Source organism: Pseudomonas sp. NPDC085632, assembly GCF_044541255.1.
Classification (GTDB): domain Bacteria; phylum Pseudomonadota; class Gammaproteobacteria; order Pseudomonadales; family Pseudomonadaceae; genus Aquipseudomonas.
Genome location: NZ_JBITSX010000002.1, coordinates 56,942 through 82,614, shown reverse-complemented (window position 1 = coordinate 82,614; position 25,673 = coordinate 56,942). Strand labels below are relative to the sequence as shown.

19 protein-coding genes and 2 pseudogenes are annotated in these 25,673 nt (G+C 59.7%); 15 read left to right on the top strand and 6 right to left on the bottom strand.

Features of this window, described 5'->3' with window-relative positions:
• Window positions 1-126 precede the first annotated feature (126 nt).
• A pseudogene (gene typA / locus ACIF4X_RS02230) lies at window positions 127-1,946 on the top strand (translational GTPase TypA).
• A gap of 219 nt (window positions 1,947-2,165) precedes the next feature.
• Here typA and ACIF4X_RS02225 read toward each other — a convergent pair.
• On the bottom strand, window positions 2,166-2,603 hold the full coding sequence (locus tag ACIF4X_RS02225; RefSeq protein WP_008080573.1) for a YkgJ family cysteine cluster protein: 438 nt from the start codon (window positions 2,601-2,603) through the stop codon (window positions 2,166-2,168).
• 260 nt (window positions 2,604-2,863) lie between these two features.
• Here ACIF4X_RS02225 and ACIF4X_RS02220 point away from each other — a divergent pair, with 260 nt between their 5' ends.
• From ACIF4X_RS02220 to ACIF4X_RS02200, 5 genes are all read left to right on the top strand, one after another.
• Entirely contained in the window at window positions 2,864-5,314 is a 2,451-nt protein-coding gene (locus tag ACIF4X_RS02220) for a glycogen/starch/alpha-glucan phosphorylase (protein ID WP_397480757.1), read from the top strand.
• Window positions 5,315-5,481: 167 nt separating this feature from the next.
• On the top strand, window positions 5,482-9,066 hold the full coding sequence (locus ACIF4X_RS02215) for a DUF2339 domain-containing protein (protein WP_397480756.1): 3,585 nt from the start codon (window positions 5,482-5,484) through the stop codon (window positions 9,064-9,066).
• Window positions 9,063-10,427, top strand: a complete 1,365-nt coding sequence (locus ACIF4X_RS02210) for a DUF3999 domain-containing protein (protein WP_397480755.1) — start codon at window positions 9,063-9,065, stop codon at window positions 10,425-10,427. Before ACIF4X_RS02215 ends, ACIF4X_RS02210 begins: the two co-directional genes overlap by 4 nt.
• 338 nt (window positions 10,428-10,765) lie before the next feature.
• Window positions 10,766-11,776, top strand: a complete 1,011-nt coding sequence (locus ACIF4X_RS02205; RefSeq protein WP_008080580.1) for a class 1 fructose-bisphosphatase — start codon at window positions 10,766-10,768, stop codon at window positions 11,774-11,776.
• A 3-nt stretch (window positions 11,777-11,779) separates the two neighbouring features.
• Window positions 11,780-12,382 carry a DUF924 family protein gene (locus tag ACIF4X_RS02200; RefSeq protein WP_397480754.1) on the top strand — a complete coding sequence of 201 codons (603 nt, stop codon included), beginning with the start codon at window positions 11,780-11,782 and terminating at the stop codon, window positions 12,380-12,382.
• A gap of 1 nt (window position 12,383) precedes the next feature.
• On the opposite strand, the gene ACIF4X_RS02195 is transcribed toward ACIF4X_RS02200, so the two are convergent.
• From ACIF4X_RS02195 to ACIF4X_RS02180, 4 genes and pseudogenes are all read right to left on the bottom strand, one after another.
• Complete coding sequence (locus ACIF4X_RS02195; protein ID WP_158832482.1) at window positions 12,384-12,716, bottom strand: type II toxin-antitoxin system RelE/ParE family toxin; 333 nt, start codon at window positions 12,714-12,716, stop codon at window positions 12,384-12,386.
• Window positions 12,713-12,985, bottom strand: coding sequence for a type II toxin-antitoxin system Phd/YefM family antitoxin (locus tag ACIF4X_RS02190; RefSeq protein ID WP_158832480.1), 273 nt, complete (start codon window positions 12,983-12,985; stop codon window positions 12,713-12,715). Before ACIF4X_RS02190 ends, ACIF4X_RS02195 begins: the two co-directional genes overlap by 4 nt.
• Window positions 12,986-13,193: 208 nt before the next feature.
• Window positions 13,194-13,958, bottom strand: coding sequence for a methyl-accepting chemotaxis protein (locus ACIF4X_RS02185; protein WP_397480927.1), 765 nt, complete (start codon window positions 13,956-13,958; stop codon window positions 13,194-13,196).
• A gap of 93 nt (window positions 13,959-14,051) precedes the next feature.
• Window positions 14,052-15,074 (bottom strand): annotated as a pseudogene (locus ACIF4X_RS02180) (cache domain-containing protein); the annotation flags it as partial.
• Between the two features lie 294 nt (window positions 15,075-15,368).
• Between ACIF4X_RS02180 and ACIF4X_RS02175 the strand changes: the two are divergent.
• Both ACIF4X_RS02175 and ACIF4X_RS02170 read left to right on the top strand, forming a co-directional pair.
• Complete coding sequence (locus tag ACIF4X_RS02175; protein ID WP_397480753.1) at window positions 15,369-15,623, top strand: hypothetical protein; 255 nt, start codon at window positions 15,369-15,371, stop codon at window positions 15,621-15,623.
• A 30-nt stretch (window positions 15,624-15,653) separates the two neighbouring features.
• A complete protein-coding gene (locus tag ACIF4X_RS02170; RefSeq protein WP_397480752.1) occupies window positions 15,654-16,223 on the top strand; it encodes a lipocalin family protein in 570 nt (189 codons plus the stop codon).
• Window positions 16,224-16,312: 89 nt separating this feature from the next.
• Here ACIF4X_RS02170 and ACIF4X_RS02165 read toward each other — a convergent pair whose 3' ends face one another.
• Window positions 16,313-17,677, bottom strand: a complete 1,365-nt coding sequence (locus tag ACIF4X_RS02165; protein ID WP_397480751.1) for a formimidoylglutamate deiminase — start codon at window positions 17,675-17,677, stop codon at window positions 16,313-16,315.
• A gap of 146 nt (window positions 17,678-17,823) precedes the next feature.
• Here ACIF4X_RS02165 and hutC point away from each other — a divergent pair, with 146 nt between their 5' ends.
• From hutC to ACIF4X_RS02130, 7 genes are all read left to right on the top strand, one after another.
• Window positions 17,824-18,534, top strand: coding sequence for a histidine utilization repressor (gene hutC, locus ACIF4X_RS02160; protein WP_162130175.1), 711 nt, complete (start codon window positions 17,824-17,826; stop codon window positions 18,532-18,534).
• Window positions 18,531-19,100, top strand: a complete 570-nt coding sequence (locus tag ACIF4X_RS02155; protein ID WP_397480750.1) for a HutD family protein — start codon at window positions 18,531-18,533, stop codon at window positions 19,098-19,100. The genes hutC and ACIF4X_RS02155 overlap by 4 nt, the downstream gene beginning before the upstream one ends.
• 449 nt (window positions 19,101-19,549) lie before the next feature.
• Window positions 19,550-21,238: a urocanate hydratase gene (gene hutU, locus ACIF4X_RS02150; protein WP_397480749.1), complete on the top strand. Its 1,689-nt coding sequence runs from the start codon at window positions 19,550-19,552 to the stop codon at window positions 21,236-21,238.
• 123 nt (window positions 21,239-21,361) lie between these two features.
• Entirely contained in the window at window positions 21,362-22,834 is a 1,473-nt protein-coding gene (locus ACIF4X_RS02145; protein ID WP_397480748.1) for a purine-cytosine permease family protein, read from the top strand.
• A gap of 69 nt (window positions 22,835-22,903) precedes the next feature.
• A complete protein-coding gene (locus ACIF4X_RS02140) occupies window positions 22,904-23,872 on the top strand; it encodes an ABC transporter substrate-binding protein (RefSeq protein WP_397480747.1) in 969 nt (322 codons plus the stop codon).
• Between the two features lie 83 nt (window positions 23,873-23,955).
• Complete coding sequence (locus ACIF4X_RS02135) at window positions 23,956-24,807, top strand: proline/glycine betaine ABC transporter permease (RefSeq protein ID WP_158956696.1); 852 nt, start codon at window positions 23,956-23,958, stop codon at window positions 24,805-24,807.
• A complete protein-coding gene (locus ACIF4X_RS02130; protein WP_064117063.1) occupies window positions 24,804-25,634 on the top strand; it encodes a glycine betaine/L-proline ABC transporter ATP-binding protein in 831 nt (276 codons plus the stop codon). The genes ACIF4X_RS02135 and ACIF4X_RS02130 overlap by 4 nt, the downstream gene beginning before the upstream one ends.
• Window positions 25,635-25,673 lie beyond the last annotated feature (39 nt).

Below are 25,673 nucleotides of genomic sequence, written 5' to 3'. Positions count from 1 at the left end.
TTTGCCTGTGGCCTGCGTCACCGGCCCCCCGACACCGCCGTCAAGCTGTAACGGCCATGCCGGACACTACTGCTAATCGCTGCCAAGACTTGTCAGCAAACCGAATCCTCTGATCGAGATACACAAGTGATCGAAAATCTACGCAACATCGCCATCATTGCCACGTTGACCATGGTAAAACCACCCTGGTAGACAAACTCCTGCGTCAATCCGGCACTCTGGAGCGCAACGAGCTCAACGACGAGCGCGTGATGGACTCCAACGACCAGGAAAAAGAGCGCGGTATTACCATTCTGGCGAAAAACACCGCCATCAACTGGAACGGCTACCACATCAACATCGTGGACACCCCGGGCCACGCCGACTTCGGCGGCGAAGTTGAACGCGTAATGTCGATGGTCGACTCCGTTCTGCTGCTGGTTGATGCTCAAGACGGCCCTATGCCGCAAACCCGTTTCGTGACCAAGAAGGCTTTCGAAGCCGGCCTGCGTCCAATCGTGGTGATCAACAAGGTTGACCGTCCAGGCGCGCGTCCGGACTGGGTTCTGGACCAGATCTTCGACCTGTTCGACAACCTCGGTGCTACCGAAGAACAACTGGACTTCCAGGTTGTTTACGCCTCGGCCCTGAACGGCATTGCCGGTCTGGATCACACCGACATGGCTGAAGACATGACTCCGCTGTACCAAGCGGTAGTCGACCACGTTCCGCCTCCGGCCGTTGACCGTGACGGCGCGTTCCAGATGCAGATCTCCGCTCTGGACTACAACAGCTTCCTGGGTGTTATCGGCGTTGGCCGTATCGCTCGTGGCCGCGTCAAGCCGAACACCCCGGTTGTGGCTATCGGTGCCGACGGCAAGCGTCGCAATGGCCGTATCCTGAAGCTGATGGGTCACCACGGTCTGCACCGCGTTGACGTTGAAGAAGCTGCAGCAGGCGATATCGTTTGCATCAGCGGTATGGACTCGCTGTTCATCTCCGACACCCTGTGCCACCCGGACACCGTCGAGGCGATGAAGCCTCTGACCGTTGACGAGCCAACCGTTTCGATGACCTTCCAGGTAAACGACTCGCCATTCTGCGGTAAAGAAGGCAAGTTCGTGACGTCCCGTAACATCAAGGACCGTCTGGACAAAGAGCTGCTGTACAACGTTGCACTGCGCGTTGAAGAAGGCGACACCGCTGACAAGTTCAAGGTTTCCGGCCGTGGTGAGCTGCACCTCTCGGTACTGATCGAAACCATGCGTCGCGAAGGCTTCGAGCTGGCCCTGGGCCGTCCTGAAGTGATCATTCGTGAAGTTGACGGCGTCAAGCAAGAGCCGTTCGAAAACGTCACCATCGACATCCCTGAAGAAGCTCAGGGCAAGGTCATGGAAGAGATGGGTCTGCGTAAAGGCGACCTGAGCAACATGGTGCCGGATGGCAAGGGCCGTGTTCGTCTGGAGTACAACATCCCTGCTCGCGGTCTGATCGGTTTCCGTAACCAGTTCCTGACCCTGACCAACGGTGCTGGCATCCTGACCTCGATCTTCGATCGCTACGACACCGTCAAGTCGGGCCACATGTCCGGCCGTCAGAACGGCGTTCTGGTTTCGGTTGAAACCGGCAAGGCACTGACCTACTCGCTGGAAACCCTGCAGGCTCGCGGCAAGCTGTTCGTAGAACACGGCCAGGAGATCTACAACGGTCAAATCGTTGGTCAGAACAGCCGTGACAACGACCTGGGCGTTAACCCTACCAAGGGCAAGAAGCTCGACAACATGCGTGCTTCGGGTAAAGACGAAACCATCGCTCTGGTTCCACCAGTGAAGTTCACTCTGGAACAGGCTCTGGAATACATCCAGGAAGACGAGCTGTGCGAAGTGACTCCTAAGTCCATCCGTCTTCGCAAGAAGATCCTGGACGAAAGCGAGCGTACCCGCGCTGCCAAGAAAGCCAAGAACTGAGTCATTAGTTCAGGCTGAATGAAAACGCCCCCGGTCGAGAGACCGGGGGCGTTTTTGTTTGTCTGGGGTTTGTGCGGTATTTGTGCTGGCCCCATCGCTGGCAAGCCTGCTCCCACAGGGTTTTGGGTCGTATATAAAATATGTGTAAGACCACAATCATTGTGGGAGCTGGCTTGCCAGCGATGGCGGCCGATCAGCCGCCGAAAATCTCAGGGCAGATCAAAACTTCTCGATGGCGCGGAAATTCTGTTCGCGCACCACTTCCTTCGGCTTGTAAGCGCAATACCCCGGACGCGGCCCGATCTTCGGGTGATTGCGGCAAGTATCCGGGCGCTTGTCATAAATGGTGCACAGGCGGCTCTTACGATCCAGGTAGTAGCAATCGTTGTTACTCATGCGCTGGAGGGTGAAGATGCCGGACTTCTGGTTGAAGCGTTCAACCAGGCCTTCCTTCTGCAAACGCTTGGCGATGTTCTTCGGCGGATCGCCCAGTTCGAACTCGTCAACCACACCGATGCGCACCAGATCCTTGATCTTCACCTCAACCGGCAGCGTGCAGCAGCTGGATATGCAGGAACCGCACATCGGCGCTGAATATTTTGCCCACGTATCGAGACGATCGATCTCGGCGGCGGCAATCAGGTTGGGCTTCATCATCGGGAGTTACCAGGTGTGTATGCATCAGGGCGCGCGATCATACCGGGACTGGTGGATTTTTGAACAACCTTTCGCCAGATTTTTTCTCGATGCAGGCACTTTGCCGGAAAATTCGGCACGGCCCCTGCATTCATTAGCTCATCCGCCAGGATAATGCCGGGCCAGCTCACAGTCTCAGGAAATACTGCCGAACCAGCGCCTCGACCGTCGGTCAGACCGTCTAGGCTCAGACAATTCCCCGCTCGCCCGAGGTCCTATCGATGACTCAAGAACCACTAGTTCGCGAAGCAGAGGTGGCCGCATTCCGCGACGCCGTCCTGACCAAACTCACCTACGCGGTGGGCAAAGACCCCGATCACGCCTTCGACCATGACTGGTTCGAAGCCATCGCGTTGGCCGCGCGTGATCACATGGTCGAACACTGGATGGACCACACCCGGCAGATCTACCGCAAAGGCCAGAAGCGGGTGTATTACCTCTCGCTGGAATTTCTCATCGGCCGCTTGCTCTACGACAGCCTGAGCAACCTCGGCCTGCTCGACGTCGCCCGTGAAGCGTTGACCGAACTCGGTGTTGATCTGGAACGCATCCGCTTGCTGGAGCCCGACGCGGCGCTGGGCAACGGCGGCCTCGGTCGTCTGGCGGCGTGCTTCATGGAAAGCATGTCGACCCTCGGCATCGCTGGCCACGGTTACGGCATTCGTTATGAACACGGTTTGTTCCGCCAGGCCATCGTCGACGGCTGGCAGCAGGAACAGACTGAGCACTGGCTGGATTTCGGTAATCCATGGGAGTTCGAACGGCCGGAAGTCGTCTACTCCATCGGCTTCGGCGGCAGCGTTGAAACCGTCACCGACGTCAGCGGCAAATCCAAACAAGTCTGGTCACCGGCAGAAACCGTCCGCGCGATTGCTTACGACACGCCGGTGGTCGGCTGGCGCGGGGCTAGCGTCAACACGCTGCGCCTGTGGCGTGCCCGCGCCATGGAAGATTTGCACCTGGAGCGCTTCAACGCCGGTGACCACTTGGGCGCCGTCGCCGAAGTGGCGCGCGCCGAGAGTATCTCCCGCGTGCTTTACCCGGCGGACAGCACCGAAGCGGGGCAAGAGCTGCGCCTGCGTCAGGAATACTTCTTCGTCGCCGCCTCTCTGCAGGATTTGCTGCGTCGTCACCGCAACATGCACACCTCGGTGCTGACCTTGGGCGATCACGCGGCGATCCAGCTCAACGATACTCACCCCTCGATTGCCGTCGCCGAACTGATGCGCCAATTGGTCGATGTCTACGACGTCGCGTGGGATGCGGCGTGGCAAGTGACCGTCGACACGCTGTCGTACACCAACCACACGCTGTTGCCGGAAGCGCTGGAGACCTGGCCGGTGGGTCTGATGGAACGCATGCTGCCGCGACACATGCAGATCATTTACCTGATCAACGCCCAGCACATCGATTCGCTGCGGGCCAAGGGCATTCACGATTTCGACGTGTTGCGCGCGGTGTCGCTGATCGAAGAAGACAACGGTCGTCGGGTACGCATGGGCAACCTCGCGTTCCTCGGTTCGCACAGCGTCAACGGTGTGTCCGGCCTGCACACGCAGTTGATGCGCAAAACCGTGTTCGCCGAACTGCACAAGCTCTACCCGGAGCGGATCAACAACAAAACCAACGGCATCACGTTCCGCCGCTGGCTGTATCAGGCCAACTCGGAACTGACCTCGATGCTGGTCGATGCGCTGGGCCCCGATCTGCTTGATAACCCTGAAGAGCGCTTGCTCGATCTCGAACCGTTCGCCGAGAAACCAGCGTTCCGCAAAGCCTTCGCCGAGCAACGCCTGCACAGCAAAAAAGCGCTGGCCTATCTGATTCACGAACGTTTGGGCATTGCGGTCAATCCGGCGGCGATGTTCGACGTGCAGGTCAAACGCATCCACGAATACAAACGCCAGTTGCTCAACCTGTTGCACACCGTGGCGCTGTATCAGGCGATTCGCGCCGAGCCGGAAGTCGACTGGGTGCCGCGAGTGAAGATCTTCGCCGGCAAAGCGGCGGCGAGTTATCACCAGGCGAAACTGATCATCAAACTGACCAACGACATCGCCCGCGTTGTGAACAACGATCCAACCGTGCGCGGCCTCCTGAAAGTGGTGTTTTTGCCTAACTACAACGTCAGCCTGGCGGAAAGCATTATCCCGGCTGCGGACTTGTCCGAGCAGATTTCCACTGCAGGCTTCGAGGCGTCAGGCACCAGTAACATGAAGTTCGGCCTCAACGGCGCGCTGACCATTGGCACGCTGGACGGTGCCAATGTGGAAATGTGTGAACGCATCGGCGCCGAGCACATGTTTATTTTCGGCCTCAGCGCGCAGCAGGTGGAAGCGCGCAAGCAGAACCACGAGTTCAGCGCCTTGCCAGACATCGCCGCGTCGCATCGTTTGAACGACGTGCTGCAAGCGATTCGCAGCGGGGTGTTCTCGCCGGACGACACTTCGCGCTATACCGGGTTGATCGATTCGCTGGTGGATTACGACCGCTTTCTGGTCTGTGCCGACTTCGATTCGTACTGGGAAGCGCAGAAGCGCGTTGAAGCGCACTGGCACGACTCCAATAACTGGTGGCGTTCGGCAGTGCTCAATACAGCGCGGATGGGCTGGTTCTCCTCAGACCGGACGATTCGCGAGTACGCCACGGATATCTGGAAAGCACTGGAGTAACTTTCCACTCGGCTCGATATAATCGCGCGCCGGAAAAGATCGCAGCCTTCGGCAGCTCCTACACAGGTGTTCACATAACCCTGTAGGAGCTGCCGCAGGCTGCGATCTTTTTGGGTCAGGCTGCGCTAATCTTCCCGGATTAGCCTTCGCGCTTAGGGATATCGACCATGCAATGGATGTTCATGTTGATCGGGCTGGTGCTCGGCTGGCTGCTCGACGAGTCGTTCAGCGCGACTTTGTTGGGTGCGCTGCTGGGGCTGGCGATCGGGCAAACGATCCGCATCGCTCGGCTTGGCTCGCTGGCGACGGCGCAACAGCAACAACTTGAGCAGGCGAAGGTTGCTTTGCAGGGTGTCGAGCAACGTCTGTTTTTACTGGAAGGCGCGCCCCTTCATGCTGCCCCTCCACCGAGTGCGGCGCCGGTTACCGAGCCCGTCGTAGAACCAGTCAAAGCCGCCTTAGAAGCTCCGGCACCCGAGCTGGTCTGGGAACTGCCGCCCGAACTCGAACCGAGTTCCGCCGTCGCCAGTGAAACCAGTCAACCGCTGCCCGCTGATGTCTGGCGCCTCGACGCCGTCACGCCTGAACCGCAACAACCTGCCGAACCCCGTGGCCCAAACCTTTTCGATCGCGGCATCAGCGCTGCGCGCAATTGGCTGTTTGGCGGCAACACCGTGCTGCGGGTCGGCGTGGTGTTGCTGTTCTTCGGCCTGGCGTTCCTGTTGCGCTACGCCACCGAAGGCATGGTCGTGCCGATCGAGTTGCGTTACGCCGGTGTCGCAGCGGCAGCGTTCGGCCTGCTCGCGCTGGGTTGGTGGTTGCGCCGGCGCAACAGCAATTACGCCTTGATGCTGCAAGGCACCGGGATTGCGGTGCTGTACCTGACGGTGTTTGCGGCGATGCGTCTGCACCCGTTGCTCGATCCGTCCGCCGCGTTGGGATTGCTGGTCGCGGTGACGGTGTTTTCGGCGATTCTGGCGATCACTCAGGATGCTTTGGGGCTGGCGGCTGCGGCGGCATTGGGCGGTTTCGCCGCACCGATCCTGACCTCGACCGGCGCCGGCAACCACGTCGCGCTGTTCAGTTATTTCGCGCTGCTCAACGCCGGCATTCTCGCCATCGCCTGGTTCAAGGCCTGGCGTCTGCTCAACCTGATCGGCTTCGTCGGCACCTTCGGCATCGGTTTCGCCTGGGGCTTGCGCTCTTATGCGCCAGAGTTGCTGTGGAGCACCGAGCCGTTCCTGATTCTGTTTTTCCTGATGTACCTCGCCATCGGTCCGTTGTTTGCCCGGCGCAAGTTGCTCGACATGCCCGATGCGCCGGCGGACGGCGACCGCGACGCGTTGCTGCACTGGTCGGCGCGCAAGGGCGATTACGTCGACGGCACCATGTTGTTCGGCCCACCGATTATTGGCTTCGGTTTGCAGTTTGCGCTGGTGCAGCATCTGGAATTTGCCGCAGCGTTCAGTGCGCTGGCCCTGGGCATGATCTACATGGCGTTGGCCAAGGTATTGATGGGCGGCCGCGCGGTGCTGCTGGGTGAAACCTGTCTGGCGCTCGGAGTGATTTTTGCCAGTCTGGCCATTCCGCTGGGACTCGATGCGCGTTGGACCTCGGCAGCGTGGGCGGTGGAAGGTGCGGGGATTTTCTGGCTCGGTCTGCGTCAGCATCGACCGTTCGCCCGGGCCTTTGCGTTGTTGCTGCAACTCGGTTCGGCACTGGCCTTCCTCAGTCAATTGCGCGTCGGCGAAAGCAGCCTGCTCGACGGTGCACCGCTGGGCGCGTTGATGCTCGGTGTTGCCTTGCTGTTCAGCTTCTATCAATTGCGCAAGGCCTCGCCGGAACAGGCTTCGTCTTGGGAGCGTCAAGGCTTGCCGGTACTGGCGTGTCTGGGTCTGACCTTCCTCTATCTGCTGGCGCCGTTGTTCTTCTTCGTTCAGGCCACGGCAATCAGTTGGGCGCTGGCCGGGCTGGTGACGTTGTTTGTCGGTCTGCGCATTCAATCGCGCACGTTCCTGTTCAGCGCGTTCGCCGTGCAGTTGCTCGGTGGCGCGTTGTTTCTGTTGCGTCTGCAAGGGGCGGGCGAGGATTCGACGGCGGTGTTCAATGCTGGTTGGAGTGGCTTGCTCAGTGCGTCGTTGATCGGTCTGGCGTTGATCGCCGGCATGCTGCTGGCGGCCCGCGATGAAATGGTGCGCGGTGATGTACGTCTGCTGCGCGGTTTGTCGGTGGTGCTGCTGGCCGGTCTGGTGCTGATCAATCTGGCGGTGTTGTTTGTGCTGCCGTGGCAAACGGCGAGCGCGGTGTGGGCCGCGAGTGGTCTGCTGATCATCTGGCTGAGCTTGTACCTCAAGCAGCGCGTGAGTTTTGTCTTCGGTCTGCTGTTGCAGGTGATTGGCGGCGCGGCGTTTTTGCTGGCCGGTCCGGAGTTGCTCGGGCCGCTGTCCAGCGAAGGTTTGAAACCGTTGGCCCATGGCGGATTCTGGACGCCGCTGGTTCTGGGGCTGGCGGCGATGATCGGTGCCTGGCGTCTGCAACTGGGCAATCACGCCTCGGCATTTGATGCGTTGAGTTTGCAGCGCTTGTCCGAAGTGTTGCTGGTGTGGGGCGCGGGATGGTGGGCGCTCGCGTGGGTCAGCGAAGTGCTGCGCTTTGCACCACCGAGCCTGCAAGGCACGTTGTTGCTGTTGGTTGCGGCTTTCAGTGTGGCGCTGTGGGCGCTGCTGTCTCTACGCTTGAAATGGCCGGCGCTGGGCTTGCTCTGCACCTTGTTGATTCCGGCTGCGGCGTTGGTGCTGTTCGATGCATGGCATTCACGTTATCACCCGGCTGCCGACTTTGGCTGGCTGGCGTGGGCGGCGGTATTCGCCGTGCATTTCTTCAGCCTTCGACGTTTGGCGCCGATGCTGCCAACGCGAGCCTTGAGCACCGCGCATGTGCTCGGCTGCTGGCTGCTGATCGGCGTGCTGGCACTGGAACTGCGTTTCGGCCTGCTGCTGTTGTCCGAGCAATACAACGCCTGGCGCTGGCTGGGCTGGGCGATTCTGCCGAGCCTGTATCTGCTGCTGGCGGCGGCCCCGCGCAACTGGCCGTGGCCGGTGGCGGCGTTTGCTCGCGAATACCGCTTGTACGCCGCTGCGCCGTTGGCGGTGTTGATGCTGGCGTGGTTCTGGCTGGCGAATGGTGTCAGCGATGGCAATGCCGAACCGTTGCCGTACGTGCCGCTGCTCAACCCGCTGGAGTTGGGCCTGCTGTTCGCATTGTTCGGCGTCTATGTGTGGTCGCGCAGCGCGGTATCGCAACTGTCGATTCGTCAGGATTACGCCGATTACGCCACGCAATTGATCGCCGGAGTTTCGCTGTTCGCCTTCTGCACCGCGCTGGTCACCCGCGCCGCGCACCATTGGGCCGGGATCCCGTTCGAGCTGGATACGTTGCTCGCCTCGATGCTGGTGCAGGCCGGTTTGTCGATCGTCTGGACGCTGATGGCGCTCGGACTGATGATCGGTGGACATCTTCGCCATCGTCGCGAAGTGTGGTTGATCGGCGCGGCGCTGATTGCGCTGGTGGTGGCCAAACTGATTTTTGTCGAACTGAGCAACCGTGGCGGCCTCGCCCGGATCGTCTCGTTTATCGGCGTTGGCGTGTTGCTGCTGGTGGTCGGCTATTTCGCGCCGCTGCCGCCCAAACGCGTTGAAGCTGAGCCCGCGGCGGACAAACCGGCCCCGGACACCGAAGGAGTTTCCTCTTGAGTCGCATGCTGAATCTGGGTTGGTTGGCGTTGGGCGTGGTGATGGTGGCCGGGGCTCAGGAAAAACCGGCGGACTTCGCCACGCAAGTGCCGCTGGCGGTGAGCGGCGACGGCCCGTGGTATCGCCTCGAGTTGCCGCTGAGCGTGCAATTGCAGGCGCGCCAGACCGATCTCAGTGACCTGCGCGTGTTCAACGCCGCCGGTGAACCGCAGGCTTACGCCTTGGCACGCGAATCGGCACAGACCCGCGACGACGGTCAGTTGCACGAGGTGAAGTGGTTCCCGCTGTACAGCGCCGCCGACGCCAGCGAACGCGCGCCGAACGTGCGCGTGCAATCGACCACCAACGGCACGCTGGTCGAGGTGCAGCCGTCCAGTCAGCTGGAGGCGGGCGAAGAAGTGCTGCGCGGCTGGCTGCTCGACGCCAGTGCGATCAAGGCGCCGTTGCAGCAGTTGATCCTCGACTGGACCAGCGAACGCGACGGCTTTCAGCGCTTCAGCATCGAAGCCAGCGACGACCTGCAACATTGGCAGGCGTGGGGCGAAGGTCAGGTTGCACGGCTGACCTTTTCCGATGAGCGCATCGAACAGCATGAGGTGACGTTGCCGGGACAGTCCGCGCGTTACCTGCGCTTGTTGTGGGAATCGCCAAACTCGGCGCCGATCCTGACGGCGGCGCAATTGAAAAGCAGCGACCCGCGCGAATTGCCGCTGCCGTTGGTCTGGTCGCAAGCACTGGCCGGCAGCAGCACCAAGGCCGGGGAATACACCTGGCAGTTGCCGATGGGGCTCAATGTCGAGCGGGTGCAGGTTGAGCTGAAACAACCGAACAGCCTCGCGCCCGTCACGCTGGCCGGACGTCGCGAAAGCAGCCTGCCGTGGCAAACGTTGAGCAATGGTTTGCTCTATCGCCTGACCCAGAATGGTCAGGATGTGGTGCAGAACGAGCTGCAGCTGTACGGGCAGACCGTGCAGCAACTGAAGCTGACTGTAGATGAACGGGGCGGTGGTCTCGGTGAGCAAGCGCCGAGCGTGAAATACGCGGTGCGGGCGACGCAGGTGATTTTCCTCGCTCGGGGCGACGGGCCGTACAGTCTGGCGCTGGGCAATTCGAGTGTGAAAACGGCGAATCTGCCGTTGGCGACGCTGATTCCGGATTTCAAACCAGAGAAACTGGCGACGTTGGGAAAGGCTGCGGTGCAGGGTGAGGTGGTGGCTACGCAGACTTCGACGGCGACCACGGCGGCGGTGGCCGAGACCAATTGGAAGAAGATCGGGTTGTGGGCGGTGTTGTTGCTGAGTGTGGTTTTTCTTGGGGTGATGGCGTTCAGCTTGTTGCGCAAGCCGCCAACCAACACCTGAGAATGGCTGGCGCGGCGCGCCATTCGCTGGCAAGCCAGCTCCCACAGTGATCTCGGTTGTTCATCTGTCTTGTGTATACCCAATATCCTGTGGGAGCTGGCTTGCCAGCGATGGCGGCCGATCAAACAACAAAAATCCACAAACTGTAGCGCGCACCCAGCACCATCCGTCCCGAACCGGTCTACGCTAAACCCGCTACCTGAACTCTCCACCGACAATCACGTCTCATGCAGGCAATTACACCCCAACGCACGTTACCGGGCGTCTTCGCTCGCTACGTTTTCAGACTCCCTGTAAACTGCGCGGGTTTTTAGCCCCCCATTCCACCGGAGCCGTCCATGTCCCGCGTTACCCTGAGTCGCTATTTGATTGAGCAGACCCGCAGCAATAACACTCCTGCCGATCTGCGTTTCCTGATCGAAGTGGTGGCGCGTGCCTGCAAGGAGATCAACCACGCCGTTTCCAAAGGCGCCCTGGGTGGTGTTCTGGGCAGCATGGGCACCGAAAACGTTCAGGGCGAAGTGCAGAAGAAGCTCGACGTGATCTCCAACGAGATCCTGCTCGAAGCCAATGAATGGGGCGGTCACCTGGCCGGCATGGCGTCTGAAGAAATGGACAATGCCTACCAGATCCCGGGCAAATACCCGAAAGGTGCGTACCTGCTGGTATTCGACCCACTCGACGGTTCGTCGAACATCGACATCAACGCTCCGGTCGGCACCATCTTCTCGGTACTGCGTTGCCCGAACGAATACCTGAGCCAGAACGAGCCGCTGAACGAGAAAGCGTTCCTGCAGCCAGGCACCCAGCAAGTGGCCGCCGGTTACGCGATCTACGGTCCACAGACCATGCTGATCCTGACTTTGGGCGACGGCGTCAAAGGCTTCACCCTGGACCGCGAAATGGGCAGCTTCGTGTTGACCCACGAAAACATCACCATTCCTGAATCGACCCAGGAATTCGCCATCAACATGTCCAACCAGCGTCACTGGGAAGCCCCGGTACAGCGCTACGTCGGCGAGCTGCTGGCCGGTGAAGAAGGTCCGCTGAAGAAGAACTACAACATGCGTTGGGTCGCGGCGATGGTTGCCGACGTGCACCGCATCCTGACCCGTGGCGGTCTGTTCATGTACCCGCGCGACAGCCGTGAGCCATCCAAACCCGGCAAACTGCGTCTGATGTACGAAGCCAACCCGATGTCGTTCCTGGTGGAACAAGCGGGCGGCGCGTCCACCGATGGTCACCAGCGCATCCTCGACATTCAGCCAGAAGGCCTGCACCAGCGCGTAGCGGTGTTCCTCGGTTCGAAAGAAGAAGTCGCACGCGCTACGGCTTACCACAAGGAATAAACCATGACCGCGCCCTGGCAGCCGTTGCTCGATTGGTGGTTCGGACAAGCCGAATCCCCGGACGAGATATCGGCTGACAAGGGCAAGTTGTGGTTCGGTAAGCGAGACAGCCAAGACCTCGAAGCGCGTGAGCGTTTCGGGGTCTTTGTCGATCAGGCCCTGGCCGGCGAATTGACCGAGTGGACGCAACGTCCCGAAGGTTGGCTGGCGGTAGTGCTACTGCTCGATCAACTGCCGCGAATGATCTTTCGCGACACCCCCAAAGCCTTCTCCGGTGATCTGCGCGCGCAGAAACTTGTCGGTCAAGGCATTGCCGCAGATTTTGATCGGCAGTTGAAACCGATCCAGCGTGTGTTTATTTATCTGGTGTTCGAACACTGCGAAAACCTCGCTGTGCAGAACGAGGCGGTTTCCCGTTTTATCGAACTGGTGGCTGAACAGCCGGAAGCGGAGCGGGCGGTGTTTGCCGATAATCTGGACTATGCCGAGCGGCATCAAAAGGTGATTGCGCGGTTTGGCCGGTTTCCGCATCGCAATGCGGTGTTGGGGCGGGAGTCTACGGCGGAGGAGTTGGTGTTTCTCGGTCAGCCTGGGTCACGGTTCTAAATCAAGGGTTGCCTCGTAGAAGCCGTTTCATCAACAGGGCCGGCAGGCTTTTTCGCGTATCGACAATGATATGGATGAAAACCGTTTTTTCTCGCACCTCATAAATAATCCGGTTCATTCCCAAAACAATCTGGCGGTATTGGCAGAGATTGAGCTTCTCGATTTCTTCGGGGATTGATCCTGAATAAGGCAGATCTGCGAGACCAAAGATTGCAGTCTTGAGATCGGCATAAGTGCTTTGCCAAATTTGGCTTGAGAACTGTCTGACGAGGTAGGTGCGAAGTTCTTTGAGATCTGCTTGTGCGGACTGGAGAATAACGACCTTTAAACTCATTGATGATCGGCCTTATCCAGTTCGGCAAACACATCTTCAGCATCACTGAACTTGCCTTCTTCGATCTCCCGATTACCCATCGCCAGCAGTTTCAGCAAAGCCATCGTGCCTTCTTGCTCTTCAAAGCTTTTCACATCCATAACCACTAGCTTGGCTTCACCGTTTTGAGTGATGACCAGCGGCTCGCGGCTTTCTGTGATTGATTTGACGATTTCGGCCGTGTGGCTTTTCAGGTAACTGATAGGTTTGATTTGCGATGAAAGCTTCATGATTGAACCCCGTCATTGAACAGGACCGAGTTTAGTCTTAATTCAGTCCAGCGTCAGTGCGAGCTGACCAACGTGTTCCAATTTCCACGTTCCTTCGTCGCTGATGTCGCCTTCGCGCGCAAGCTCGGCTCCTACAGTGGATCTCTGAGCGATACAGAACCATTGTAGGAGCCGAGCTTGCTCGCGAAGGGGCCAGAAGCGGCACCGCTTAAATGCGGAAACTACCCACCAATTGCTTCAACCGCGCCGCCTGCTGCTCCAGATCCGAGCACGCGCGCAGCGTCGCCTGCAAGTTCTCCACGCCTTCCTGATTCAGCGTGTTGATCTCGTTGATATCGACATTGATCGACTCGACCACAGCGGTCTGCTCTTCAGTCGCCGTAGCCACCGACTGGTTCATCCCGTCGATCTCGCCAATGCGCTGAGTCACGCTGCCCAGTCGCTCGCCGGCCTGGTTGGCAATGCCGACGCTGCTTTCGCTCTCGCGCTGGCTCTCGGTCATGATGCTGACCGCCTGACGTGCGCCGACTTGCAGCTCTTCGATCATCTTCTGTACTTGCTGCGCCGAATCCTGGGTGCGGTGCGCGAGGTTGCGCACTTCATCGGCGACCACGGCGAAACCGCGACCGGCCTCGCCGGCACGCGCCGCTTCGATCGCGGCGTTGAGTGCGAGCAGGTTGGTCTGCTGGGAAATGCTGGTGATCACTTCGAGAATCTGACCGATGTTCACCGTGTTGCTGTTCAGCGTTTCGATGTTGCCGCACGAATCGCTGATCTTCGCTGACAGCTGCTGCATGGCCTGGATGGTTTTATCCACCACCTGCTGGCCGTCGACCGCGAGGCTGCGTGCATCGCTGGAATGCTGCGAGGCGAGGGCGGCGTTCTGGGCGATCTCCTGGGCGGCGGCGCCGAGCTGGTTGATCGCGGCGGCGACGCTGTTGGTACGGGTGGCTTGCTGGTCGGAGTTGTGCATCGACGAGTTCGACGCGGCAACCACGCGTAGGGCGACTTCGTTGACCTGGCCGGTGGCCGAGGACACTTCGCGGATCGAGGTGTGGATACGTTCGACGAAGCGGTTGAACGAGGTGCCCAGCGCGCCGAATTCGTCGTTGCCGTGAATCACCAGACGTTTGGTCAAGTCGCCTTCACCTTCGGCGATGTCGTGCATCGCGCGGCCCATGGTCAGCAGCGGTTGCATCAGCACGCGGATCAGCATGCCGAGCAGGGCGATGATGATCACCACGGCAATGACCATGGCGATCAGCGCCGAGGTGCGGAATTCGCTGAGCATCGAGAACGCGGTGTCCTTGTCCAGCACCAGCGCCACGTACCAGTCGGCCGACGGCACGCCGTTGACGTGGGTGAAGGAGATCAGTTGGGTCTTGCCGTTGAACTCGACTTCTTTCAGGCCCGGGCTGACTTTCGGTGCTCCGTTCGGATAGGCCTCGGCGAGGGTCTTGAGCACCAGTTTGCTGTCCGGATGGATCAGGATCTTGCCGTCGGCACTGACGATGAACGCGTGGCCGTGGCCGCCGAAATTCAGCGAGTTGATGATCGCGCTGACGCTGGTCAGGTCAATGTCGGCACCGGCGACGCCGAGCATCTGCCCTTGACGCTGAACCGGAGTGGCGACGGTGATCACCAGTTTGCCCGAAGACGCGGCGATGTAAGGTTCGGTGACGATGGTCTGCTGTGCGCTGTTGGCGGCTTTGTACCAGCCGCGTGCGCGTGGATCGTAGTCCGGCGCGCGGTTGCCGGCCGGCACCGAAAACATCACGCCGTCGGCGCCACCGAAGTAGCTGAGCTGGAAATTGCCGGTATAAGCGGGCAAGTCGATGATGCGTTTCAGACTGGACGGGGCATTACCGTCGACGGCGACTTGCTGCGACAGCGATTGCAGCAACTGAATGCGGCTTTCCAGCCAGGTTTGGATATTGCTGGTGGTCAGGCTGCCGAGTTCCTGCATTGAGGACTCGGTGCTGGTGCTCAGAGCTTCGCGCTGTCGATAGTCGTTGAAGAAAATGAAACAGGCGAACGCAACGGCCACCACGAGGGCGGCAGCCAACAAGATCTTGTGGCTGAATTTCATGTTTCTGGTCATCGAATGAACTACCGCGAAGGGGCTGGTCAAGAAAGGGCGGCAATTTGCCACACTCGGGGGCTTTGCGCTGCTCTTATTTCGACCGCGGCGCGCCAAAGATTAGGCGTCTTTGGCGAAATGCGACGAAATGCTCAATAGCCCTACAAAGTGTCTGATTTATCGGCAAATGCCAGACGGGCGGGCTAATAAATAGCCATTCCTCCACGGAACCAGATGAGGGTTTTCTCTTCTAAGCTTCTGGTTGGCACCATGCCATCCCCCCCTCGTTCCAGGAGTTACACCATGTCGCTGCGATCCATCGCCCTTCTGACGTTTTGCGTGCTGTTGGCCGCATGCAGCAAGGTCAATCAGGAAAACTACTCGAAGCTCTCGGCCGGCATGGCCAAGACCGAAGTCGAGACCCTGCTGGGCAAACCGACTGATTGCTCGGGCGCGCTCGGCATGTCCAGTTGCACCTGGGGCGACAAGAACAGCTTTATCAGCGTGCAGTACGCCGGTGACAAAGTGCTGATGTTTTCCGGCCAAGGCCTGAAGTAAACCGGGGCTTCGCGCCCACGGAGAAGAAAAATGAAGCGGTTATTGCTGATCCTTTTTGCCGGCCTGGTACTGGCCGGCTGCGCCACTTCCGGCGTAGACCCGTTGGCGCCGAAAACCGCCAGCAGCGTCAATCTCAAGCGTTATCAGGGCACCTGGTACGAGCTGGCACGCTTGCCGATGTACTTCCAGCGAAATTGCGCGCAGTCCGAAGCCCATTACACCCTCAAGCCTGACGGCAATGTCGCGGTGCTCAATCGCTGCCTGACCCCGCAATGGCAATGGGAAGAAGTGAAGGGCACGGCCTCGCCACAAGTGCCGGGCAAAACCGACAAGTTGTGGGTCGAATTCGATACCTGGTTCTCACGCCTGATTCCGGGTGTGGCGAAAGGCGAATACTGGGTGCTGTACGTCAGCGATGACTACAAGACCGCCATCGTCGGCGACCCGAGCCGCAAGTACATGTGGTTGCTGTCGCGCACGCCGACGGTTAACGGTGTGGTGCGTGAAGAGCTGCTGAGCAAGGCGCGTCAGCAGGGCTATGACACCACGCGCTTGATCTGGCGGGCGTCGGATCGGCAGATGGCCAAGACCTCGAATTAAGAGCGAGAAGATCGCAGCCTTCGGCAGCTCCTACATGGGAAAGTGTTCACCCTGTAGGAGCTGCCGAAGGCTGCGATCTTTTGCTTTTCTTAACCTAAAAGGTCGCGCAGAACTTGGGTGAAGGCTCGCGCACTGTCTTCTTCGCCAGCATGCCGCCCATCGCGCACCACCCACTGGCCATTGACCAGCACATCACGCACCTGATGATCGCCGCCGGCAAATAACCAGCGATTCAAAATCCCGTCGCCATTGGCCGTCGCCAGATACGGATCATTACCATCGAGCACAATCCAGTCCGCCCGCTTGCCAACCTCCAGCGCACCAATCGGCTGCCCCAACGCCTGCGCCCCACCGTCCAGCGCTGCGTCATACAGCGTGCGCCCGACCATCGGCTGATCCGCACCATACAAACGGTTACGCCGCTGATCACGCAGACGCTGGCCGTATTCCAGCCAGCGCAATTCTTCCACCACGCTGAGCGAGACATGGCTGTCGGAGCCGATGCCCATGCGTCCGCCCTGCGCGAGGAAATCCACCGCCGGGAAAACCCCGTCGCCCAGATTCGCTTCGGTGGTCAGGCACAGGCCAGCGATGGCGCGACTCTTGGCCATCAGCGTGACCTCTTCCGGATTCGCATGGGTCGCATGAACCAGACACCAGCGCTGATCAACTTCGGCATTTTCGTACAGCCATTGCAGCGGACGCCGACCACTCCAGCTCAGACAGTCGTCGACTTCTTTCTGCTGTTCGGCGATGTGGATATGAATCGGGCATTGTTTGTCGCTGGCCGCCAAGACTTCGCTGATCTGCTGCGGGGTGACCGCGCGCAACGAGTGGAAGCACAGACCCAACGACTGCGCTTTTTGCTGCGCCAGTAACGGCTGCAACCGCGACTGCAGATTCAGATAATTTTCGGTGCTGTTGATAAAACGACGCTGACCATCATTCGGCGTCTGGCCGCCGAAACCGGAATGGCTGTAGAGCACCGGCAGCAGGGTCAGACCGATGCCGCTTTCGCTCGCGGCCTGACTGATGCGCAACGCCAGCTCAGCCGGATCGGAATATGGCTGACCATTGTTGTCGTGATGCACGTAATGAAATTCGGCGACCGAGGTGTAACCGGCCTTGAGCATTTCGATATACAACTGACGGGCAATCACACCGAGCTGATCCGGGCTGATTTTTCCGACGAGCCGATACATCAGATCGCGCCACGTCCAGAAACTGTCGTTCGGATTGCCGGCCACTTCGGCCAGTCCCGCCATCGCTCGCTGGAAGGCGTGGGAGTGAAGATTCGGCATGCCCGGCAGCAGCGGGCCGCTTAGCCGTTCGGCGCCATCTGCGTTGGAGTCGGCCTGGATTCGGGTCAGCAGGCCCTCGGCGCTGACCTCAAGACGTACATTGTTGGCCCATCCGTTAGGCAGCAGCGCGCGTTCGGCAAAGAAGGCGGACATGGTTCAGCACCCCATCGTGTGTTATTTGTATATACATATACAGACGTTTGCCTGCCCGGTAAACTCCGGCAAGCTAGCCACTTTCATCCAATGAACAGGGATCAACCGTGCCGACTCCGCCTCCAGTCTCCCCGTTGGCCGCGAACATGGGCGACAGTCCGGCGCCCTTGTACGCTCGCGTCAAACAGATGATCACCCAGCAGATCGACAGCGGAAACTGGCCGCCGCATTACCGCGTGCCGTCCGAAAGCGAGCTGGTCAATCAACTCGGTTTCAGCCGCATGACCATCAACCGCGCCTTGCGCGAGATGACCGCCGACGGCCTGCTCGTGCGCATGCAAGGCGTCGGCACGTTTGTCGCCGAACCGAAGAGCCAGTCCGCGCTGTTCGAAGTGCACAACATCGCTGACGAAATCGCTTCCCGTGGCCATCGCCACACTTGCCAGGTCATCACCCTCGAAGAAGAGGCCGCCGGTTCCGAGCGCGCGCTGGCGCTGGACATGCGTGAAGGGCAGAAGGTGTTCCACTCGCTGATCGTGCATTACGAAAACGACATTCCGGTGCAAATCGAAGACCGTTTCGTCAACGCGCTGGTCGCCCCGGAATACCTCAAGCAGGACTTCACTCTGCAAACGCCGTACGCCTATTTGAACCAGGTCGCGCCGCTGACCGAAGGCGAGCACGTGGTTGAAGCGATCCTTGCCGAATCGTCCGAGTGCAAGTTGTTGCAGATCGAAAAGGGCGAGCCTTGCTTGTTGATTCGTCGTCGCACGTGGTCGGGGCGTCAGCCGGTGACCGCTGCTCGTCTGATCCATCCCGGTTCTCGTCATCGTCTGGAAGGACGCTTTCACAAATGAATGGTTTGAAGGTTTTACGCGCCGAAGGCTACCCGCGCATGCCGTGGAAAAACGGCGGTGGCAGCACTGAAGAAATCACCCGTGATGCGGGCGCCGGTCTGGACGGTTTTGGCTGGCGCCTGTCGATTGCCGACATCGCCGAGTCCGGCGGTTTCTCCACCTTCGCCAGTTACCAGCGAGTGATAACGGTGTTACAGGGTGACGGCATGACCCTGTGCGTTGATGGCGACGATACGCGGCCATTGTTACCGCTCGACCCGTTTGCCTTCAGCGGCGAAAGTCAGGTTTCGTGCACGCTGCTCGGCGGCGCGATTCGTGACTTCAATCTGATCTACGCGCCGCAGCGTTACAGCGCGCGGTTGCAGTGGCTGGATGGTGAACAGCGGTTCTTCAGCTCGGCGGGGACCGTGTTGGTGTTCAGTGTCAGTGAGTTGCTGCAAGTGCAGGTTGGTGACAGTGTTTCGCAGCTCGGTCGCCATGATTGTCTGCAACTGGACGTTAACGTCGGACTGGTTGCCGTCTCCACCAATGCCGCTTGCTGTGTCATTGAGCTGACGGCGCGCTGATTCAAAAATCGTAAAAGATCGCAGCCTTCGGCAGCTCCTACAGGGTGTACATCAATCCCACTGTAGGAGCGGCCGAAGGCTGCGATCTTTTGCTTTTGGGGTGTTCCCAACCCACGCACCAACTTGTTACCGAACGCCCCAGCGTGGCGCAAAACCTCGCTTTCGTAACAATCCCTAAACCTCTCAATCAATACCCCCGAAAAATTTTATTCGCGCCCGAACCCTTGATTCAGGCGCTCTCCAGCCTCGCCCGCGTTTTTTCTTGAACACCCCTCCAACAAGTTGGCCGTTTGATTGCATATGCTTGTATGTACAAGTAAAGACGTATGCGTATGAGTCGCTCGAGACTCTCCGCAGCGTCCACTGATTCGCTTGTCGCGCAGCGAAGCGCACAGGCTGCTTGCCCACTGCCAGGGTTGGTTTGAATTGATCGCTGAGGAGTCTTTTTCGTGACTGACAATACCCAGAAACCTACCAAGGTTCGCAATGTTGAAATCCGTGCCGCCCGCGGTAACAAGCTGACCGCCAAGAGCTGGCTGACCGAAGCGCCGCTGCGCATGCTGATGAATAACCTCGACCCGGAAGTCGCCGAGAACCCGAAAGAGTTGGTGGTCTACGGTGGTATCGGTCGCGCCGCGCGTAACTGGGAGTGCTACGACAAAATCGTCGAGAGCCTCACCAACTTGAACGACGACGAGACCCTGCTGGTGCAATCCGGCAAGCCGGTCGGCGTGTTCAAGACTCACAGCAACGCCCCGCGCGTACTGATCGCCAACTCCAACCTCGTCCCGCACTGGGCGAGCTGGGAACACTTCAATGAGCTCGACGCCAAAGGCCTGGCCATGTACGGCCAGATGACCGCCGGCAGCTGGATCTACATCGGCAGCCAGGGCATCGTCCAGGGCACCTACGAAACCTTCGTTGAAGCCGGTCGCCAGCACTACAACGACAACCTCACCGGCAAGTGGGTCCTGACCGCAGGTCTGGGCGGCATGGGCGGCGCACAACCGCTCGCTGCAACCCTGGCTGGCGCTTGCTCTTTGAACATCGAATGCCAACAGGTCAGCATCGATTTCCGCCTGAAAAGCCGTTACGTCGACGAGCAAGCGAAAGATCTCGACGACGCTCTGGCGCGCATCGACAAATACACCAAGGAAGGCAAAGCGATTTCCATCGCGCTGCTGGGTAACGCCGCAGAAATCCTCCCGGAACTGGTCAAGCGTGGCGTGCGTCCGGACATGGTCACCGACCAGACCAGCGCCCACGATCCGCTCAACGGTTACCTGCCTGCCGGCTGGACCTGGGACGAATACCGCGCCCGCGCCAAGACCGAACCGGCCGCTGTGATCAAAGCCGCCAAGCAGTCGATGGCCGTGCACGTCAAGGCGATGCTGGAATTCCAGAAACAAGGCATTCCAACCTTCGACTACGGCAACAACATCCGTCAGATGGCGCAGGAAGAAGGCGTCGAAAACGCGTTCGACTTCCCAGGTTTCGTACCGGCTTACATCCGTCCGCTGTTCTGCCGTGGTATCGGCCCGTTCCGTTGGGCGGCGCTGTCCGGTGATCCGCAAGACATCTACAAAACCGACGCCAAGGTCAAAGAGCTGATCCCGGACGACGCGCACTTGCACAACTGGCTGGACATGGCCCGCGAGCGCATCAGCTTCCAGGGTCTGCCGGCCCGTATCTGCTGGGTCGGTCTGGGCCTGCGCGCCAAGCTTGGTCTGGCCTTCAACGAGATGGTCCGCAGCGGCCAGCTGTCGGCACCAATCGTGATCGGTCGTGACCACCTCGACTCCGGCTCGGTCGCCAGCCCGAACCGTGAAACCGAATCGATGCAGGACGGTTCCGACGCCGTGTCCGACTGGCCACTGCTCAACGCTCTGCTGAACACCGCGAGCGGCGCGACCTGGGTTTCCCTGCACCACGGCGGTGGCGTCGGCATGGGCTTCTCGCAGCACTCGGGCATGGTGATTGTCTGCGACGGTACGGACGAAGCGGCCGAGCGCATTGCGCGCGTGCTGCACAACGACCCGGCGACCGGTGTCATGCGTCACGCCGATGCCGGTTACCAGATCGCCATCGACTGCGCCAAGGAACAGGGCCTGAACCTGCCGATGATTACTGGCAAATAAATGCAAAACCCCTGTAGGAGCTGCCGCAGGCTGCGATCTTTTGATGTTGGTTTTTTCAAGATCAAAAGATCGCAGCCTGCGGCAGCTCCTACAGAGAATCTAACAATCCACAGAGGTTGAATCATGGCTGTTAACACCGATCGTGCAGGCAACAAACCGTTGATCGAAAGGCGTTCGATCGACTACATCCCGGAAGCGGAAAGACACGGTCGTCTGTTTAGCCAGTTCACCCTGTGGATGGGTGCCAACCTGCAAATCACCGCGATCGTCACCGGGGCCTTGGCCGTGGTGCTGGGCGGTGATGTGTTCTGGTCGTTGATCGGTCTGTTGATCGGTCAACTGCTCGGCGGCGGGGTGATGGCGCTGCATGCCGCGCAAGGCCCGAAACTGGGTTTGCCGCAGATGATCTCCAGTCGCGTGCAGTTTGGCGTGTATGGCGCGGCGATCCCGATCGTCCTGGTGTGCCTGATGTACCTGGGTTTCACCGCGACGGGCACGGTACTTTCCGGCCAGGCGCTGGGCCAGTTGTTTGGCGTCAGCGACACCGTCGGCATCCTGCTTTTCGCCAGTGTCATTGTGGTGGTCACGGTGCTCGGTTATCGGGTGATCCACTGGATCGGCCGTGTCGCCAGCGTCATTGGCGTGATCGCTTTCGTTTATCTGTTCAGCCGTCTGATCAGTCAGGTAGACGTTGGTGCACTGTTGCAAATCCGTCACTTCAGCTGGAGCAGTTTCCTCCTCGCGGTGTCGCTCGCGGCTTCCTGGCAGATCGCTTTCGGCCCGTACGTGGCTGACTATTCCCGTTACCTGCCGAGCAACACCTCGGCGGTCAAAACCTTCTTCGCCGCTGGCGCCGGTTCAGTGGTCGGCGCGCAAGTGGCGATGATCCTCGGCGTGTTCGCTGCGGCTTCCTCCAACGGCCAGTTCGCCGGTCACGAAGTCGCCTACATCGTCGGTCTGGGCGGCACCGGTGCCACCGCCGCGCTGCTGTACTTCAGCATCGCGTTCGGCAAGGTGACCATCTCGACGCTGAACTCCTACGGCAGTTTCATGTGCATCGCGACCATCATCAGTGGTTTCAAAGGCCACCTGACCGTCACGCGCCTGCAGCGTCTGGTGTTTGTGCTGGTGATCGTTGGCGCAGCGACTCTGATTGCGTTGCTCGGTCAGCACTCGTTCCTCGGTGCGTTCAAGTCTTTCATCCTGTTCCTGCTCGCGTTCTTCACGCCTTGGAGCGCGATCAATCTGGTCGACTACTACTGCATCACCCGTGAGCGCTATGACGTGCCGGCGCTGGCCGATCCGAACGGTCGCTACGGCCGCTGGAACCTGCTCGGCATCAGTGTCTACGTGTTCGGTGTGCTGGTGCAGTTGCCGTTCATCTCCACGAAGTTCTACACCGGTCCGTTGGTGGCGGCCCTCGGTGATGTGGATATTTCCTGGATCATCGGCCTGGTGCTGCCGGCCGTCGTCTACTACGTGTGCGCAAAAAAATGGCACAGCGCGGTACCCGATCAACTGGTTCTGCCGGTCGAGCAGAACGGCGTTGTACAACCTAAAACAAGCGGGGCCGGTCGCGCTGCGGCGCAGGCCTGATTGGACGTGGACAGGGCTGGATGCCTCTTGACTGCCGTAAGCCAATTCATGATTAGGAGCGTCACAACAATGAAATCGAACAAGACCCTGCTGACCACATTGCTGTCCATGGGCCTGTTGGCCAGTGCCGGTGCGACGCAAGCCGCCGGCTGGTGCGAATCAGGCAAACCGGTGAAATTCGCCGGTCTGAACTGGGAAAGCGGCATGCTGCTGACCGACGTGCTGCAAGTGGTGCTGGAGAAAGGTTACGACTGCAAGACCGACAGCCTGCCGGGCAACTCCATCACCATGGAGAACGCCCTGAGCAGCAACGATATTCAAGTGTTCGCCGAAGAGTGGGTCGGCCGCAGCGAGGTCTGGAACAAGGCCGAGAAGGCCGGCAAGGTCGTCGGCGTTGGCGCTCCGGTCGTCGGCGCGGTGGAAGGCTGGTACGTGCCGCGTTACGTGATCGAAGGCGACGCCAAGCGCAAGCTGGAACCGAAAGCGCCGGACCTGAAAAACATCGCCGACCTGGGCAAATACGCCGCCGTGTTCAAGGACGCCGAAGAGCCTTCCAAGGGTCGTTTCTATAATTGCCCGGCCGGCTGGACCTGCGAACTCGACAACAGCGAAATGCTGAAAAGCTACGGCCTCGAAAGCAGCTACACCAACTTCCGCCCAGGCACCGGCCCGGCGCTGGATGCGGCAGTACTGTCGAGCTACAAGCGTGGCGAGCCGATCCTGTTCTACTACTGGTCGCCAACCCCGCTGATGGGCCAGGTGGACTTGGTCAAACTCGAAGAAAAACCGGGCGTCGACAAGTCGGTGAGCATCAAGGTCGGCCTGTCGAAAACCTTCCACGAAGAGGCGCCAGAACTGGTCGCCGTACTGGAAAAGGTCAACCTGCCGATCGATCTGCTGAACCAGAACCTGGGCCGCATGGCCAAGGAACGTATCGAGTCGCCAAAACTGGCGAAAATCTTCCTCAAGGAACATCCTGAGGTCTGGCATGCGTGGGTCAGTGCAGACGCAGCCAAGAAAATCGACGCGGCGCTGTAGGTCGATACCTCCCGGTCAACCGTGAGGCTGGCCGGGAGATATGCCGTAAACGCTTGATTGAGATTTCTGATTGAGAGCCGCTTATGTTTCCCGAAAGCTTTACCTTTTCCATCGCCGACTGGGTCAACGGTTGGGTCGATTCGCTCGTCACCAACTACGGTGATGTGTTCCGCCACATCTCTGACACCCTGCTGTGGGCCATCGTCAACCTTGAAGGCCTGCTGCGCGCAGCGCCGTGGTGGCTGATGCTGGCGATCGTCGGTGTGATCGCCTGGCACGCCACGCGCAAAGTGGTGACCACTGCGGTCATCGTCGGTTTGTTGTTCCTCGTCGGCGCGGTCGGCCTGTGGGACAAACTCATGCAAACCCTGGCGCTGATGATGGTCGCGACGATCATTTCGGTGCTGATCGGCATCCCGCTGGGGATTCTCTCGGCACGCAGCAATCGCCTGCGTTCGGTACTGATGCCGCTGCTCGACATCATGCAAACCATGCCAAGTTTCGTGTACCTGATTCCGGTGCTGATGCTGTTCGGTCTGGGCAAGGTGCCGGCGATTTTCGCTACCGTTATCTATGCCGCGCCGCCGCTGATTCGCCTGACTGATCTGGGCATTCGCCAGGTTGACGGCGAAGTGATGGAAGCGATCAACGCCTTCGGCGCCAACCGCTGGCAGCAACTGTTCGGCGTGCAACTGCCGCTGGCCCTGCCGAGCATCATGGCCGGGATCAACCAGACCACCATGATGGCCTTGTCGATGGTGGTGATCGCCTCGATGATCGGCGCCCGTGGCCTGGGTGAAGATGTGTTGGTGGGGATTCAGACCCTCAACGTCGGACGTGGTCTTGAGGCCGGTCTGGCGATCGTGATTCTCGCAGTGGTCATCGACCGCATTACTCAGGCGTACGGTCGGCCACGGCACGAGGTGAGCAAATGAGCAACGCAACCGTGAGCAAGATCGAAGTCAAAAACGTCTTCAAGATTTTCGGCAACCGCGCCAAGGACGCACTGGCCATGGTCGGCCAGGGCAAGACCAAGGATCAGGTGCTGAGCGAGACCGGTTGCGTGGTCGGCGTTAACGACCTGTCGCTGAGCATCGGCACCGGCGAGATCTTCGTGATCATGGGCCTGTCCGGCTCCGGCAAGTCGACGTTGGTGCGTCACTTCAATCGGCTGATCGACCCGACCAGCGGCGCGATCCTCGTCGACGGTGTGGACATCCTGCAATACGACATGGACGCTCTGCGCGAATTTCGCCGGCACAAGATCAGCATGGTGTTCCAGAGCTTTGGCCTGTTGCCGCATAAGACCGTACTCGACAACGTCGCCTACGGCCTGAAAGTGCGTGGCGAGAGCAAGCAGATGTGCGCGGAACGTGCGCTGCACTGGATCAACACCGTGGGCCTGAAGGGCTACGAAAACAAATACCCGCACCAGCTCTCCGGCGGCATGCGTCAGCGTGTTGGTCTGGCCCGCGCCTTGGCGGCGGACACCGACATCATCTTGATGGACGAAGCCTTCAGTGCGCTGGACCCGCTGATCCGCGCGGAGATGCAGGATCAGTTGCTGGAACTGCAGAAGACGTTGCACAAGACCATTGTGTTCATCACCCACGACCTTGATGAGGCGGTGCGTATTGGTAACCGGATTGCGATTCTCAAGGATGGTCGCCTGATTCAGGTCGGCACGCCGCGCGAGATTCTGCATTCGCCGGCGGATGAGTATGTCGACCGGTTCGTGCAGCGGCGGGCGGCGGTGGTTTGATCTGAATTATGCAGTGCACTGACTGGCCCTATCGCTGGC